At 68.3% G+C, this 15,352-nt stretch carries 13 protein-coding genes; 2 read left to right on the top strand and 11 right to left on the bottom strand.

Annotation, left to right across the window (positions count from 1 at the left end):
- Positions 1 to 39 precede the first annotated feature (39 nt).
- Positions 40 to 777 (top strand): trimeric intracellular cation channel family protein, encoded by a 738-nt coding sequence (locus E3O60_RS03185; protein WP_088456117.1) that lies wholly within the window; start codon positions 40 to 42, stop codon positions 775 to 777.
- 198 nt (positions 778 to 975) lie between these two features.
- A complete protein-coding gene (locus tag E3O60_RS03180; RefSeq protein WP_174776225.1) occupies positions 976 to 1,596 on the top strand; it encodes a hypothetical protein in 621 nt (206 codons plus the stop codon).
- 78 nt (positions 1,597 to 1,674) lie between these two features.
- On the opposite strand, the gene leuA is transcribed toward E3O60_RS03180, so the two are convergent.
- From leuA to E3O60_RS03125, 11 genes are all read right to left on the bottom strand, one after another.
- On the bottom strand, positions 1,675 to 3,441 hold the full coding sequence (leuA, locus tag E3O60_RS03175; RefSeq protein WP_134409403.1) for a 2-isopropylmalate synthase: 1,767 nt from the start codon (positions 3,439 to 3,441) through the stop codon (positions 1,675 to 1,677).
- A gap of 156 nt (positions 3,442 to 3,597) precedes the next feature.
- Positions 3,598 to 4,974, bottom strand: a complete 1,377-nt coding sequence (locus E3O60_RS03170) for an FtsX-like permease family protein (RefSeq protein ID WP_134409404.1) — start codon at positions 4,972 to 4,974, stop codon at positions 3,598 to 3,600.
- On the bottom strand, positions 4,971 to 5,732 hold the full coding sequence (locus E3O60_RS03165) for an ABC transporter ATP-binding protein (RefSeq protein ID WP_088456114.1): 762 nt from the start codon (positions 5,730 to 5,732) through the stop codon (positions 4,971 to 4,973). Before E3O60_RS03165 ends, E3O60_RS03170 begins: the two co-directional genes overlap by 4 nt.
- A gap of 123 nt (positions 5,733 to 5,855) precedes the next feature.
- Positions 5,856 to 6,545: a response regulator transcription factor gene (locus E3O60_RS03160; protein WP_134409405.1), complete on the bottom strand. Its 690-nt coding sequence runs from the start codon at positions 6,543 to 6,545 to the stop codon at positions 5,856 to 5,858.
- Positions 6,538 to 8,481, bottom strand: a complete 1,944-nt coding sequence (locus E3O60_RS03155) for a sensor histidine kinase (RefSeq protein ID WP_240632450.1) — start codon at positions 8,479 to 8,481, stop codon at positions 6,538 to 6,540. Before E3O60_RS03155 ends, E3O60_RS03160 begins: the two co-directional genes overlap by 8 nt.
- 102 nt (positions 8,482 to 8,583) lie before the next feature.
- A complete protein-coding gene (locus tag E3O60_RS03150) occupies positions 8,584 to 9,468 on the bottom strand; it encodes a ketopantoate reductase family protein (RefSeq protein WP_134409406.1) in 885 nt (294 codons plus the stop codon).
- A gap of 139 nt (positions 9,469 to 9,607) precedes the next feature.
- Positions 9,608 to 11,332 carry an HNH endonuclease signature motif containing protein gene (locus E3O60_RS03145; protein ID WP_134497102.1) on the bottom strand — a complete coding sequence of 575 codons (1,725 nt, stop codon included), beginning with the start codon at positions 11,330 to 11,332 and terminating at the stop codon, positions 9,608 to 9,610.
- A 326-nt stretch (positions 11,333 to 11,658) separates the two neighbouring features.
- Positions 11,659 to 12,561: a GTPase Era gene (era, locus tag E3O60_RS03140; protein WP_088456110.1), complete on the bottom strand. Its 903-nt coding sequence runs from the start codon at positions 12,559 to 12,561 to the stop codon at positions 11,659 to 11,661.
- On the bottom strand, positions 12,545 to 13,873 hold the full coding sequence (locus E3O60_RS03135; protein ID WP_134409408.1) for a hemolysin family protein: 1,329 nt from the start codon (positions 13,871 to 13,873) through the stop codon (positions 12,545 to 12,547). Before E3O60_RS03135 ends, era begins: the two co-directional genes overlap by 17 nt.
- Positions 13,870 to 14,337, bottom strand: a complete 468-nt coding sequence (gene ybeY / locus E3O60_RS03130) for an rRNA maturation RNase YbeY (RefSeq protein ID WP_088456108.1) — start codon at positions 14,335 to 14,337, stop codon at positions 13,870 to 13,872. Before ybeY ends, E3O60_RS03135 begins: the two co-directional genes overlap by 4 nt.
- A complete protein-coding gene (locus E3O60_RS03125; RefSeq protein WP_088457985.1) occupies positions 14,334 to 15,347 on the bottom strand; it encodes a PhoH family protein in 1,014 nt (337 codons plus the stop codon). The genes ybeY and E3O60_RS03125 overlap by 4 nt, the downstream gene beginning before the upstream one ends.
- Positions 15,348 to 15,352: the final 5 nt, after the last annotated feature.

Below are 15,352 nucleotides of genomic sequence, written 5' to 3'. Positions count from 1 at the left end.
CCGCGCCGGAGGTCATGCGGGCCGTGGTAGATATTGACGGTGCCCACTCCCCTCTTCGCCATTCCGCTCTGGATCGACCTCGTCGCCGTCGCCATCGGCGCGATCCAGGGGGCGATGTTCGCGGGCCGGTTCACCGACCGCCGGATGGATCTGCTGGGCATCTCGATCATCGGCATCACGGTGGGCCTGGGCGGCGGCCTGCTGCGCGACATCCTGCTCGGCGGGGTGCCGGCCGCGCTGCTGAGCAACTGGTACCTGCCCGTCGCGGCGGTGTTCGCGCTGCTGGGCATGCTGTTGCAGAGCCTGTTCAACCGGCTCGGCCCGCTGATCATCACCCTGGACGCCGTGACCATCGGCCTGTTCGGCGTGATCGGCACCACCAAGGCGCTCGCCGCCGGCCTGCCGGAGATTCCCGCCCTGTTCGTCGGGGTGGTCTCCGCTGTGGGCGGGTCCGTGCTGCGAGACATGATGCTGAACGTGCCCATCGCCGTGATGCACGTCGGCTCGCTGTACGCCGTCGCCGCTCTGGTGGGCTGCGGGCTCCTGGTCACTCTTGTGGTGCTCGAGGTGCCGATCACCGCGGCGGCAATGATCTGCGTGGTCACGACCACGGTCATCCGGGTCCTCGCAGCCCGATTCGGCTGGACCCTGCCGCAGCAACGGGCCATCGGCAGTTGGCCGCACTGGCGCCGGCGGGGTTCGATCCAGCCGTTGCGGTTCTGGCCACGGCGCCGCACCCAGGCGCACCCCGAGCCCACCGTCACCGCTGACCGCTGACGCGTTCCGGAGCGTTTTCTGAGCATTTGTCATCCGGACCGGTTTTGGCCTCGCCTTTCCCCCAATCTGGGGTCAGTATTGAGGCACAACCACGTCGCAGGGAGGTACTCCATGAAACGATACGAGGGCACTGCGCCCGAGCTGTTGCCTGTCCTTTCCCGGGGCAAACACAAGTCCCCACGCAGCGGAGCGTGCTTCATGGAATTCGCGTCGCACCTGTCCGGTGAGGCGTGGAGCGACCATCCAGCGTGCACACATCCGGTCCTGGCCTCGCTGGCACGCATGGTCAACGACTGCACCTCCGATGACGCCAGATCCCGCCTGATGATGCTGATCCCGTCCGTGATCGGTCTGCGCGGCGACGACCAGCGGGTCCGTCTTGTCGTGGCCCTGCGGGCCGCGACGGCCGGTCTGCCGGTGGTCAGCGCCGATCACCAGCGGGCCCTGGCCGTGGGCATCCTCAACTGTCAGCGTCACCTGGCGCGGTCGTCGGAGGGCACCCCGATCGATGTGTCAGAGCAGGTACGTGCGGCATTCGACAAGGCACCGCAAACCGAACGCTGGGCGCGCGAGTTCATGGGTTCGGTCGGGTCGTGGTCTCGTACCCGGTTCACCGACCGCACCGCGGAGTCGATCATCCGCATCACGGTGCAGGGCATCGCCGAGGCATGCATTCCCGACACCGATGAGCGTCTCTACGCACTGTTGGCGCAGGCGATCGATGACTGCACGGCGGTGCTGGGCAAGCCGGACGGCGAACCAGTGCCGGTTCCTCAGCCGCTCACACCCAGCCAGGCCCGACGGGCCATGCGGGTCTGAGCCGGACACAGGACGGCGCAGTACGCAGGATGGCCCCGGCCGCGACGAGAGTCGCAGCCGGGGCCATCCGCGTGCAGGTCAGACGGTCGCCAATTCCCGATCGCCCGCTTCGGCCCGGATGCCGCGGTTGACCGCCGACACGACGGCCTTCAGTGATGCCGTCGAGATGTCGGGGTCGATGCCGACGCCCCAGAACCGCTTGCCGTTCACGTCGAGCTCGACGTACGCCGCGGCCGAGGCGTCTCCGCCGGCGGCCATGGCGTGCTCAACGTAGTCGTACAGGGTGATCGTGACGCCACGGTCCGCCATGATGCCCAGGAACGCGGCGATCGGGCCGTTGCCTGTCGCCGTGGCCGGGGCGACGGCGTCCGAATCGCGCAGGTCGACGGTGAGGTCTACCGCGCCGGCCAGGTCGCTGGAGGTGCGGGTGGAGAACAACTCGAACCGGCCCCACTTCGCATCCGGATTGGTGTGGTTGGCGGGCAGGTACTCGTCGTTGAAAATGTCCCAGATCTGATCACTGGTGACCTCGCCGCCGTCGGTGTCGGTCTTGGCCTGCACGACGCCGGAGAACTCGATCTGCAGCTTCCGCGGCAGGTCGAGGTGGTGGTCCGTCTTGAGCAGGTAGGCGACGCCGCCCTTGCCGGACTGCGAGTTGACCCTGATGACCGCTTCGTAGCTGCGGCCGAGGTCCTTGGGGTCGATCGGCAGGTACGGTACGGCCCAGACCAGGTCGTCGACGCTGGCCCCGGTCTCGGCGGCTTCGGCGGCCATGGCCTCGAAGCCCTTCTTGATGGCGTCCTGGTGGGAGCCGCTGAAGGCGGTGAAGACCAGGTCGCCCGCCCAGGGGCTGCGTTCGGGAACGGGCAGCTGGTTGCAGTACTCCGCTGTGCGCTTGACCTCGTCGATGTTGCCGAAGTCGATCTGCGGGTCGATGCCCTGGGTGAACAGGTTGATGCCCAGGGCGACGAGGTCGACGTTGCCGGTGCGTTCGCCGTTGCCGAACAGGCAGCCCTCGATACGGTCGGCGCCGGCGAGGTAGCCCAGCTCCGCAGCCGCGATCGCGGTGCCGCGGTCGTTGTGCGGGTGCAGCGACAGGATGACGTTCTCGCGGTGGGCCAGGTGCCGGCTCATCCACTCGATGGAGTCGGCGTAGACGTTGGGCGTGGCCATCTCGACGGTGGCCGGCAGGTTGATGATGACCTTGCGCTCCGGGGTGGGCTCGAAGATCTCGATCACCTGGTTGGAGATGTCCACGGCGAACTCCAGCTCGGTGCCCGTGAAGCTCTCCGGCGAGTACTCGTAGTACACGGCGGTGTCGGGAACCGTGGCCTCGAGGGCCCGGCAGGTGCGGGCGCCGAACAGGGCCAGGTCGATGATGCCCTGCTTGTCCTCCCGGAACACGACTTCGCGCTGCAGCACACTGGTGGAGTTGTACAGGTGCACGATGGCCTGTTTGGCGCCGACGATGGACTCGTAGGTGCGACGGATCAGGTGCTCACGAGCCTGGGTGAGCACCTGGATGGTCACGTCGTCGGGGATCGCGCCGTCGTCGATGAGACTGCGGACGAAGTCGAAGTCGGTCTGGCTGGCCGACGGGAAGCCGACCTCGATCTCCTTGTAGCCCATCCGCACCAGCAGGTCGAACATGATGCGCTTGCGTTCGGGGCTCATCGGGTCGATGAGAGCCTGGTTGCCGTCTCGCAGGTCGACGGCGCACCAGCGCGGTGCGACGGTGATGCGGTTGGCCGGCCAGGTGCGGTCCGGCAGGTCGACGTTGAACTGGTCCTGATACGGGCGGTACTTGTGTACCGGCATAGTCGATGCGGCCTGATTGTTCTTCATGGTCTAATCTCTCCTCGCGAGTGGTGGTCAGCCGACGACAAACTCCGCGACGAGTGAGGCCTCAGATTAGGACTCGTCGCGGCAGCTAAGGAGGAGCAGACCGAACAGCACACAAAGAGGGTAACACCGATTGCCGAAGATTTCCTCAGCATCCGCTCAGCCGGCGGCCAGGGCGGTCACCGGGGCGACGGACACCGCGCGCCGGGCGGGCACGATGGTCGCAGCGACTGCCAGGACGGCGGTCCCGGTCACGCTGAGCACCACGAGCAACCAGGGCACCGCCGGTGTGACGAAACCGATGTTGGCCACCGTGCCGAACAGCGACTGCGCGGCAGCCCAGCCGTAGACGACGCCGAGGGCCAGCCCGAGGGCGACCGCGGCCACGGTCATCTGCAGGCTCTCGGCCAGGATCATCCTGCGCACCTGTCCGCCGGTGAAGCCGAGCGCCCGCAGCAACCCGATCTCCCTGGACCGCTGGAGCACGCTCAGGGCCAGGTTGTTCACCATGCCCACCGCCGCGATGAGGGCACTGAAGCCCACCAGCACTGAGATCACCGCCAGGCTGATGCCGACCATCTCACTGATCGCTGCGCGCACCGACGGGTCCTCCATGGCCAGCGCCATCATCTTCTCGAAGGTGGCCCCGGCGACGGCGAACATAGTGATCAGCGTCACGCCGATGACCAGGCCGATGGTGGCCCTGGAGCTCCGCTCCGGATGCTGCTGCGCGTTGGCGGCCGCGAGCCTGGACGGTGCGTTCGAACCCAGCAGACGACCCACGAGGCCAAGGACGGGCGGCATGATCAGGTGCGAGCCCAGCACGAGCCCGCTGAAGGACAGCAGCCCGCCTACCAGGCCCAGCAGGACTCCGTACTCGCTGATCTGGCCCACGACGACACCGCCGGCGAGGAACAGGACCCCGGCCACGATCAGCAGCACGGCGACGATGTTGCGGGCCGGACGTCGGACCGTTTCCTCGAGCGAGCGTTCCTGGGCGGCGCCGACGGCCTGCATCGGACTGACCGAGAGCACCCGGCGCGAGCCCACCCAGGCCGCGCACCAGGTGGAGAGCACCACAACGAGGACGGGAAGCGCCAGGAGCGGTTCGATCAGGCTGTACCGCAGGTCAGGGAGCGTGCCGGCGGCCACGGCTATCCACAGTCCGATGCTGAGAAGCACCGATCCCACGACCGCGCCGAGGACGGCGCCGACGGCACCGACGAGAAGGCCTTCCTTGGCCACCGCGCGGCGCTGATCACGTGCGCTGGAGCCGATCAGGCGCATCAGGGCGATGGTGCGGGTGCGGCCGGCGATGATCGTCGCGACGGTGTTCGTGGTGACGATCGAACTGACGTACACGGCGATGGTGATGAACAGGACCGCCACGATTGACAGTGCCGAGCGCACCGCCCCGATGTCGGAAACGCCGTCACCACTGATCACCGTGGCGAGCACGCTGGTGACCTGCAGCAGCACCACGCCGAAGGCCGAGGCGAGGCCGGCTACGAGCAGGCTTGCACCGCGGCCGCTCATGCGCGCTGCTCCATGCCGAGCATGATGCGGGAGATGTCTTCGGCCGAGGACCGTTCCCGGTCTTCGACCAGGCGGCCGTCGGCGAGGAAGAGGATCCGGTCGGCGAAGCTGGCCGCAATGGGGTCATGGGTGACCATGGCGATGCTCTGGCCGTAGCCGGTGCTCGCCGCCTTGAGCAGGGCCAGCACCTCCCGACCGCTCCGTGAGTCGAGGTTGCCGGTGGGTTCGTCGGCGAACACCAGTTCAGGCCGGGTGGCCAGGGCCCTGGCGATGGCGACGCGCTGCTGCTGTCCGCCGGAGAGCTCGTGCGGCCGGTGCGTGAGCCTGTCGGCCAGGCCGAGCGAGTCGATGAGCTGCTCGATCCAGTTGTTCTCGGTGGTGCTCGGCTTCCGGCCGTCCAGGGCGAAGGGCAGCAAAATGTTGCCGCGCACGTCCAGCGTGGGTACGAGGTTGAAGGCCTGGAAGATGAAGCCGATCCGCCGCCGGCGGAGGACCGTCAGTGCGGCGTCATCCAGGGCGCTGATCTCGGTGTCACCGAGCCAGGCCTGGCCCGCGCTCGCCGTGTCCAACCCCGCCATGATGTGCATCAGGGTGGACTTGCCCGAGCCGCTCGGGCCCATGATGGCGGTGAACTGGCCCCGACGGATGCCGATGGACACGTCGTCGAGGGCCGTCACCGACGTGGTGGCGGAGCCGTAGGTCTTGCGCAGGGAGGTGACTCTGGCCGCGAGGCCGAGTTCTGACGGTGAATTTTCCATGTTTCCACGGTACGAATCCGGTGCCAGCGGCCGCATCGGGCCCCGGGTGTAATCAGCGGGGCCGGACGGATGAGTGCCGGCGGTGCCGGGTCATCCGCTGGGCGGTTACCGGTTGGAGCAGAGCTACTGGGTGAGGCGGTGCTGAAAGGCGAAGACCACGAGCTGCACCCTGTCGCGCAGCGAGAGCTTGGCCAGGATGCGGCTGATGTGAGTCTTGACGGTGGCCTCGCTCAGGAACTCACCTGCGGCGATCTCGGCGTTGCTCAGGCCGAGGGCGGCGAGGGCGAAGATGTCCCGTTCCCGGCTGGTCAGGGTGGTGTACGCCACCGGCACCTCCTGCTCCGGGGCCGGAGCGTCGAAGTGGGCAAAGAGCTCGCGGGTGGCGGAGGCGGCGATGACGGCGCTGCCGGCGTGCACGGTGCGGATGGCGGCGAGCAGGAACTCCGGATCGGCGTCCTTGAGCAGGAAGCCGCTCGCCCCGCCGCGGATGGCCCGGCTGGCGCTCTCGTCGAGTTCGAAGGTGGTGAGCACAATGATCCGCGGCGGGGTCGTTCCGGCCAGGGTGGCGGCGGCGATGATGGCCGCAGTGGCGTCGATGCCGTCCATCACGGGCATGCGGATGTCCATCAGGATCACGTCGGGGAAGACAGCGGCGGCCATGGTGACGCCGGCGGCGCCGTTGCCGGCCTCTCCGACGAACTCCAGATCGTCCTGGGAGGAGACCAGCATGCGGATCCCGGCCCTGAAGAGGGCCTGGTCGTCGACGAGGGCGACCCGGATGCGCGGAGCATCCTCCGGGTGGACGTCACTCATGGGCGTTCTCCGTTGGTCGGGGCGGGGCCGGGGTCAGCACGGTGGGCCGTACCAGGGCACTGGTGGTGATGGCCGGCAGGCGCGCGGCCACGATGAACCGGCCGCCGATGGGCTCCGCGGTCAACGAGCCGCCGGCGAGGAGCGCCCGTTCGCGCATGCCGGGTAGTCCGTGGCCGAGTACACCGGATGCGTCGGCGGCCGGGCTCGGTCGCACCGCGTTGTCTATCGTCACCGCAACCCATCCGTCCGTCCAGGCGAGGCTCAAATATACCGCCCGACCAGCGTCACCGTGCCGGAGGGCGTTGGTGAGGGCCTCCTGCACGATGCGGTAGACGGCCAGCTGGGCGCCGGAGCCCAGGGTGGTGGGTGTGCCCGTGGTGGTCCACTCGATGTCGAGCCCGGTGCTCTGCATCTGCGCCACCAGGCGGTCGAGGTCGGCGAGCACGGGTTGCGGTCCGTCGGCCGCGTCCTGGCGCAGACGGGTGAGCAGGATGCGCACGTCGCCCAGGGCGTCCCTGGCCGTGGTCGAGATGGTAGTCAACGCCTCGTCGACGGCCTCGGGGTTCGCGGCACGCGCGTACCGGGCCCCGTCGGCCTGGGCGATGACCACGGCCAGGGAGTGGGCGACAACGTCGTGCATGTCGCGGGCGATGCGGTTGCGTTCCTGCTCGACGACCACGCTGCGCTGCGCGACGCGCTGTTCCTCCACCGCTCGATGCTGGCTGAGCCGGCCCGCCCTGGCGGTCTGCCAGGTTCGCATGAGTAGTCCGAGGGTCCAGGAGAGACCGAGCACCGCGACGCTCGCGATCAGGGTGGCCACGAAGGACCAGACCAGGCCGGCCGCGTTGCCTTGCGCGAGTGCCTCGCCGATGGAGAGCGCGCCCTGTTGGATAACCGCGATGTAGCCGGCGGCGAGTACGGCGCCGATCCCCACGGAAACCAGGCCGACCCAGCGCAGCATCCTGTCGCCGTAGGCCGCCGTGGCGTACAGAACGGCCAACACCGCGAAGTTGCCGGTCAGCACCGGCAGCCCGGCCAGCATCTGGGCGAGGGCGCTGACCCAGGCGATCGTCAGGGCCAGGCCCGGTGACAGCCGGCGCACGGCCAGGGCGGCCGTGAAGCCGACCAATACGAGGAACGACACGATGCCATTGCCGGCATCGATGATGAGGCAGAAGAGGGAGAAGGTGACCGCGATTCCGACGTCGACGGTGACGGTGCGCCGTGAGACCGGGCGGAAGACGAGCCGGCCGCCGGTGCGGTCACCGAGCAGGGCGCTGAGGGGGCCTCGGATCGGAACGCCCATCGTCACCGTGCCCGTCGGTGCGCCCTGCGGCAGCATCAGCCAGGTCTCCAGGGTGAGGGCATCTGCCTCGACCGGCCCTGCGGCACCACGGCGATCGGCCCGGCCCCGAACGACCAGCGCCAGCGCCCAGCCGCCTACGAGAGCGAGGGCGGCCAGGAAGCCGCCGGTGAGCCGAAATCCGAGGTCGCCGAAGAACCGGAGCGTCCCGTCCAGGTCCTGCGCCCCCTGCATCGACAGAGGCAGTAAGAGGAAGACTGTGACAAGCATGCCGAGGAGGAGCCCCGCGGCCAGGCCGACGAACCTGACCCAGCGCCGCCCGTGGAGTCCGGCGCCCCAGACCGCCAGGCAGCCGGAGGTGAGCAGCAGCGGTACGGCGCCCGGCCCGGTCAAGTGGCCGGTTCCGGCGGTGACCACGGCCAGTGTGGCGACAGCGCCGATGGTCAGCCCCAGCAGAGGGGCGAAGCGGGACAGTCCCACCGCGATCGCGAACATCCAGACCGCCAGCAGTGCCGCCGATTGGCCCGCCCAGAGGGCCGGGATCCCCCACACCAGGGCCACAGCCAGACCGAGCGCGGGTTCAAGTGCCCAGCGGTGCGGGGCGGCACGCGTGAGAAACCCTGGAACCGGCATGGTTACAGCGTAGGGCTCCCCCAGAGCCGCGTCCGGGTTCCGGCCACCAGATCATCCCGGCGTCCCCGGGAAGTCATCCCAGCGATGTAGCCGTTCCGAAAGTCATCTCGCAGTGAGGTCCGCCAACAGCCCATCCACGGCGGCGGTGTCCGCACCGAGACTGCGACCGCGGCGGGCGAGGGCTCCCCCGATGGCATCCAGCTCGCTTCGCTGCCCCGCCTCCAGGTCGTTCTGCAGCGACGAGCGCATAGACGCCGGCAACGCGGCGAGGGCCGTGGCCAGCTGCCCGGCGTCCGTGGGCACGCCGTCCAGGCTGGCGACCCGAGCCACGTCGGTCAGCACCGCGGTCGTCAGTGCGGCGTCGCGTTCGAGGGCGGCGCCGATGGGCAACCGCCAGTACGAGGTGAGCAAGGCCATCGGGGCCAGAAAGCGAAATTTGGCCCAGAGCACCTCTTGGTCGGTGCCGGCCACCGTGACGTCGAGTCCGGCCTTCCGCCACGCCGCGGTGATGCCGGAGTCGGCGGCAGTGGCCGGAACGGTGAGCCGAAGGAACGGGCTGCGATGCTCGATCACGGTGGGGCTGAGCCTCGTCGATTCGACCGCCACCGAGGCTCCGGCGACGAGGGCTCCCGGTGCGTGGTCGCGGAGGATCGCCAGGTGTTCGATGCCGTTGAGCAGGGATACCACCTCAGTGGGCCGCGCCTGAGCGAGCGAGCCGGTCACGGCGGGGAGTGCGAAAGCCTTGGTGGCGAGGATGACGTTGGCACCGTCGGGTATCTCGGTGACCGCGGTGATCCTCGAGACACCGTCGCCGAAGTGCGGGCTGTGGATGGTGAGTCCCTCCGCCGCGATCGCTCGAGCGGTCTGCGGTCTGGCGACGGCAACGACCTCGACGCCGGCGCGGTCCAGCAGCGCAGCGAGCAGGCCGCCCACGGCCCCGGCGCCGACAACGGCAATGACCGGCTCAGACATTGTTACCTGCGACATGTTGACTCCTTCGATCCAGGCTCCGGCGCCCAGATGGACCGTGCCCGACACCATTCTGGCAAAGTCGCGGCAGCGTCAGCGGCAGGGTCGGCGGCAGGGTCGGCTGCAGAGTCAGTCCTCACCGCCCGGGTGCCCCCAGTCATTCAGTGTGGGGTGGCCGTCGGGTTTTGGGGTCGTGGGCGCGGTGTTGGGGTGGTGTGCGCCAGGTGCCGGTGGGGTCGATCCAGTGGGGGGCTTTGACTTCGGGCATGCCCAGGACCATCCGGATTTTCCAGCCGCCGGCGTTGTCGATGCCGTGATGGTGGCGCCAGCACAGCAGTACCCCGTTCGAGACGTTGGTCGGGCCGCCGTGCTGCCACGGCTTCACGTGGTGCACTTCGGTCCATTGCGGTGGGCAGGTGCAGCCGGGGATGATGCAGCCGCCGTCTCGGGCGGTGATCGCCCTGCGTTGCAGCGGCGTGAAACACCGGACCTTATCGCCCAGGGCGAGGACGGCGCCGGTGCCGCCGAAGAAGATCGGCCGAAAGCCACCGTTGTCGACCATCTGATTGATCGTCTTCATCGAGACGGGGCCCTCGACGCCGTCGATCCAGCCAACCCCGACCCCGTTGACGAGGTCGGTTGCGTTCACGTGCACCATCACCGTCGGCGGCATCCCGCCCATGGTCGGGGTGCGAGGGTCTTGGGCGACCTGGACCAGGATGCCACGGAGGATATCGGCACGTTTCTGACCGCCGTCGCGCTCGTCGAGGATCTCACCGGGCACCAGTTCGCCGGCCTCGATGCGCTGCTGCTCCTCCGCGGACGGGAACGCGGGAGCGCTGCGCGCGGACAGGAACGTGTCGAACAGGTTCTGCATGATGCCCTTGAGCTCCGGCGTCACCCCACCGCGCAACGGATGCAGGCCTTGGCTGAGTTTGCCGAATGAGAACGTGGACTTCGCCTCGAGGATCTCCGCGGTGGGCGCGGCCCCGTCCGGGTTCAACACCGCCTGCCACGTCGCCGCCATCTCCCGGATCCGGTCCGCCGGGAAAGTGAACCCCGCCGACGCACCCAAACGCCGGACCGGGCCGGTGCAGACTTGTCCGGCACCAGCGCCGGCGCCGGCATCATCGGCAGCGGTGGCGGTGGCGATGTCGCCGGGTCCAGGGGTGCGGCCGAACACGGACCCGGTCGCGGACTCCACCAGCTCGGCTTCACCACCGTCCACCAGCGACTGGTCCGCGTCGAAGCGGCCGTGCACTTTGTAGTCGGCCAGGCCCTTCACAATGTTCTCCGCCGCATCAAGACCGATCTCCCCGGCGCTCAGTGCCGCGGCCACAAACGGGAACTCGGGCTCGAGGACCATGCCGCCCAACATCCGCGGGGCGACCTTCTCACCCAGGGCCACGCGTCGTTTCATCTCCGGCACCGACGTGCCGGTCAGCCCGATCAGCAGATCATTCTGGTGCGACGCCCCCAACCGCCACGCCAACGACTCCGTGCCCAGCCCGCTGCGGGACCGGTAACCCACCACGGTCGCCGTGCTAACCCGGGCCGCATCCACCGGCCGGCCGGTCCGCTCGACCATCTGCGTCAACGCGACCACCTCAGGGTCGCTCAACGCGTTCACGTCAATGGAGCCCATCACCGCCATCACCATCCGCGCCGCATCATCCAACGCCTGGAGCTTCTGACCGAACGCACCGGTATGCGCGCGCTGCACCCCCGGCAGCTCGGCCGGATCCCGCCACTCAGGCCGCGGCTTAGACGGACCCCGACCGGCCCGACCGGGACGGGACGAGCCCGTCGCGGGGCCGGCCGCAGGGCCGGCGGCAGCGGCGGTCTTCGTGTCGGAAGTGCCGCTCAGACTGGCGGCATCCACGGCCGANGACTGGCGGCATCCACGGCCGAGAGGGGATCCGGACCGGCCAGACCGGTGTTCCAGTCGTGCAGGTTCGGACCGGTGGGAGTCATTCCCGTCGGTGCGGTGGAGCCACTATCCAGCTCGTCGTCCATACCCCCATTCTCTCACGAATCGCACCTATATGCGAGGAAATGTCAGCAAATTCTCGAGCACATATCGAACGCAGTTCTGAGCCAAAGGGACGGGCAGCGAGGGTCTCGACAGGGTCGACCGATGGGTGAGGTCGGTCGCCCGCGAGGACAGGTTCCAGGGTCTGGTGCGACCGGACCCGACCGGGCGCTCGGTTAGAAGCCCAGCCGACCGAGCTGCTTCGGGTCGCGCTGCCATTCCTTGGCGACCTTGACCCGCAACGAGAGGAATACCCGCTTGCCGACGAGAGGTTCGATCTGCTTGCGGGCGCGCATGCCGACGTCCTTGAGCCGGCTGCCCGACTTGCCGATGATGATGCCCTTCTGGCTGTCCCGCTCCACGAAGAGGTTGGCGTAGATTTCGACGAGTTCCTGGTCGTCACGTTCGATGATGTCGTCGATCGTCACGGCGATCGAGTGCGGCAGTTCGTCGGTGACGCCCTCGAGCGCCGCCTCGCGGATGTACTCGGAGATGCGCGATTCCAGGCTTTCGTCGGTCACGGCATCCGCCGGGTACAGCGGCGCGTCGCTGAGCGGCAGCAGGCGCAGCAGCTCGCTGCTGAGCACATCGAGCTGGATGCGGCTGGTCGCCGAGATCGGCACGATCGCCTCCCAATCGCGCAGCTGCGAGACCGCGAGAAGCTGGTTGGCGACGCTGGTCTTGGAAGACATGTCGATCTTGGTGACGATGGCCACCTTCTTGGCGCGCGGGAAGTTGTCCAGCTGTTCGTTGATGAACTTGTCGCCGGGGCCGATCGGCTCGTTGGCCGGGATGCACAGGCCGACGACGTCGACGCCGCTGAGCGTCGACTGCACGAGACTGTTCAACCGCTCACCGAGAAGCGTGCGGGGCCGGTGGATGCCGGGGGTATCGACCAGGATCAGCTGGCCGTTCTTCTGATGCACGATGCCCCGGATGGCGCGGCGGGTGGTCTGCGGCTTCGACGAGGTGATCGCCACCTTCTCTCCCACCAGGGCGTTCGTCAGGGTGGACTTGCCCACGTTGGGGCGCCCGACGAAGGATACAAATCCCGCCCGGAAATCAGGTTCTTGTGTCATTGCCGTGTGCTCCTTCGGTGTCCGGCATTCCCAGGAATGCGGACTGTGCGTTTCTCAACGCCTTGTCTGGTTCAACCAGCACTGTGCTGATTCGTTTGCGTCGACCCTCGGTTCGCTCCGCGGTGAGGATCAATCCGCTGGTTCTGGCTTCGGAGCCGGCGACCGGCAACCTGCCGAGCGCCTTGGCCAACAGTCCGCCGACGGAGTCGACCTCGTCGTCGTCGAGGTCGAGGTCGAAGAGTTCTCCGAGTTCATCGACGGGCAGGCGGGCGCTGACCCGGAAACGGCCGTGGCCGAGATCCTCGATCTCGACGACGTCCCGGTCGTACTCGTCAGAGATGTCCCCGACGAGTTCCTCGATCAGGTCCTCGAGGGTGACCAGGCCGGCGATGCCGCCGTACTCGTCGACGACCATGGCCAGGTGGTTCGACTCCAGTTGCATTTGGCGCAGTAGCGCGTCGGCCTTCTTGGACTCCGGCACGAACTGGGCGGGTTTGGCGAGTTCGCCCACCCGCAACGTCTCGAGGTTGCGGGGCCGTTCGTAGACCAGCCTGGACACGTCCCGCAGATACAGGATGCCTGTCACGTCGTCGACTTCGCCGTCGACCACGGGGACCCGGGAAAAGCCCTTGCTGAGGAACAGACCCATCGCCGCACCGACGCTGGAGTCGGCGTCGATGGTGACCATGTCGGTGCGCGGGATCATGAGCTCGCGCACGACGGTCTCACTGAACTCGAAGATCGAGTGGATCAGCTCGCGGTCGTCTTCCTCGATCACGTCGAGTTCGGTGGCCTCGTCGACCATGCTCAGCAGCTGGTCCTCTGAGGTGAACGTGGCAAGCCGGCTTCGGCCGGGGGTGACCCGGTTGCCGAGGGCGACGAGGGCGTTGGCGACCGGGCCGAGAAGCACCCTGAGGAAGTGCACGAGGACGGCTGTGAGCATGAGCAGAGTCTGCGGATGAGCCCGGCCGACGCTGCGGGGGCTCGCCCCGACGAGGACGAAGGACACCGCCGTCATCAGCAGGGCCGACAACAGCAGGGCAAGCCAGATCGCGTCGATGGTCGTGGCGAAGACCAGGGTCACCATTACTGCTGCGGTCGTCTCCGCGATGATGCGCACGAAGTTGATGGCGTTCAGGTGCGCGCCGGTGTCGGCGGCGATCGCGCTCAGGGACCGCTTGGATCGCGCCGTCACGGCGAGCTCGGCGATATCGGCCCTGGACTGGGACATGATCGCCGCATCGACGGCGGCCATCAGCCCGCCGAAGGCGACGAGCAGGATGGCGGCGGCCAGGAACCACCCGACGATCATCGGGGCCGGCGTCGTTCCTGCATGGCGAAGCCGATCAGGATGTCGCGCTGGATGCCGAACATTTCCTTCTCTTCGTCGGGCTCGGCGTGGTCGAAACCGAGCAGGTGCAGCACGCCGTGCGCGGTGAGCAGCAGCAGTTCGTCGAGGGTGCTGTGGCCGGCGGTTTCGGCCTGGCCCTGGGCCACCTGCGGGCACAGCACGATGTCGCCGAGCAGACCCGGCGGGGTCTGGGCGTCTTCGGTGCCCGGGCGCAGCTCGTCCATCGGGAAACTCAGGACGTCGGTGGGACCCGGCTCGTCCATCCACTGCACGTGCAGCGCTTCCATGGCGCCCTCGTCCACGAGGACGATGGCCAGTTCGGCGTCGGCATGCACATGCATGGTGTCCAGCGCGAAGGCGGCGAGGCGCTGGATGGTGGCTTCGTCGACCGGGATGGCCGACTCGTTGTTGATTTCGATGCTCAACTGGATCTCCGTTTCGGGGTGCGATCGCGCGGGTTCCCCTGGTGCGGAGCGCGGGAGGCGAAGTCGCGGGCCTGTTCGCTTTCGTAGCGTTGGGCCTGCTTCTGCGCGTCGTATTCGGTGTAGGCGTCGACGATGCGGCCGACGAGACTGTGGCGCACGACGTCGGCGCTGGTCAGGCGCACGAAGGCGATGTCGTCGATGCCGTCGAGGACCTTGGTGACCAGGCGGAGGCCGCTGGCGCCGGCGGGCAGGTCTACCTGGGTGATGTCGCCGGTGACCACCATCTGGGAGCCGAAGCCGAGGCGGGTGAGGAACATCTTCATCTGCTCCGGGGTGGTGTTCTGCGCTTCGTCGAGCACGATGAACGCCGAGTTGAGGGTGCGGCCGCGCATGTAGGCCAGTGGGGCCACCTCGATGGTGCCGGCCGCGAGGAGCTTGGGCACCAGCTCGGGGTCCATCATCTCGAACAGGGCGTCGTAGAGCGGTCGCAGGTACGGGTCGATCTTGTCGGTCAAGGTGCCGGGCAGGAAGCCGAGCCGTTCGCCGGCTTCGACGGCCGGCCGGGTGAGGATGATCCGGTCGACCTCCTTGCGCTGCAGGGCCTGCACGGCCTTGGCCATGGCGAGGTAGGTCTTGCCGGTGCCGGCCGGGCCGATGCCGAAGACGATGGCGTTCTCGTCGATCGCGTTGACGTAGTCGCTCTGCCCGAGGGTCTTGGGCCGCACGGTGAGGCCACGCGAGGTGAGGATGGCCTGCCCGAGCACCGTGGAGGGGCTAGAGGTCGCGTCGGCCCCGAGCATCCTGGCGGAGGTGCTCACCTCGGCCTCGCCGAGGTCGGCGCCGGTGCGGAGCAGCAGCTGGAGCTCCTCGATCAACCGCACCACGGCCTCGACGGAGACCGCCGCGCCGGTGAGGGTGACCTCGTTGCCGCGCACGTGCACGACGACGTCGGGGTATTCCTTCTCGATGGTGCTGAGGAACCGGTCCTGCGGGCCGAGCAGGCGCACCATGGCGA

Origin of the sequence: Cryobacterium sp. TMB1-7, from assembly GCF_004402435.1 — a bacterium.
Taxonomy (GTDB): Bacteria; Actinomycetota; Actinomycetes; order Actinomycetales; family Microbacteriaceae; genus Cryobacterium; species Cryobacterium zongtaii.
Note: the sequence above shows the minus strand (reverse complement) of the source record. Positions and strands in the feature narration are given on the sequence as shown.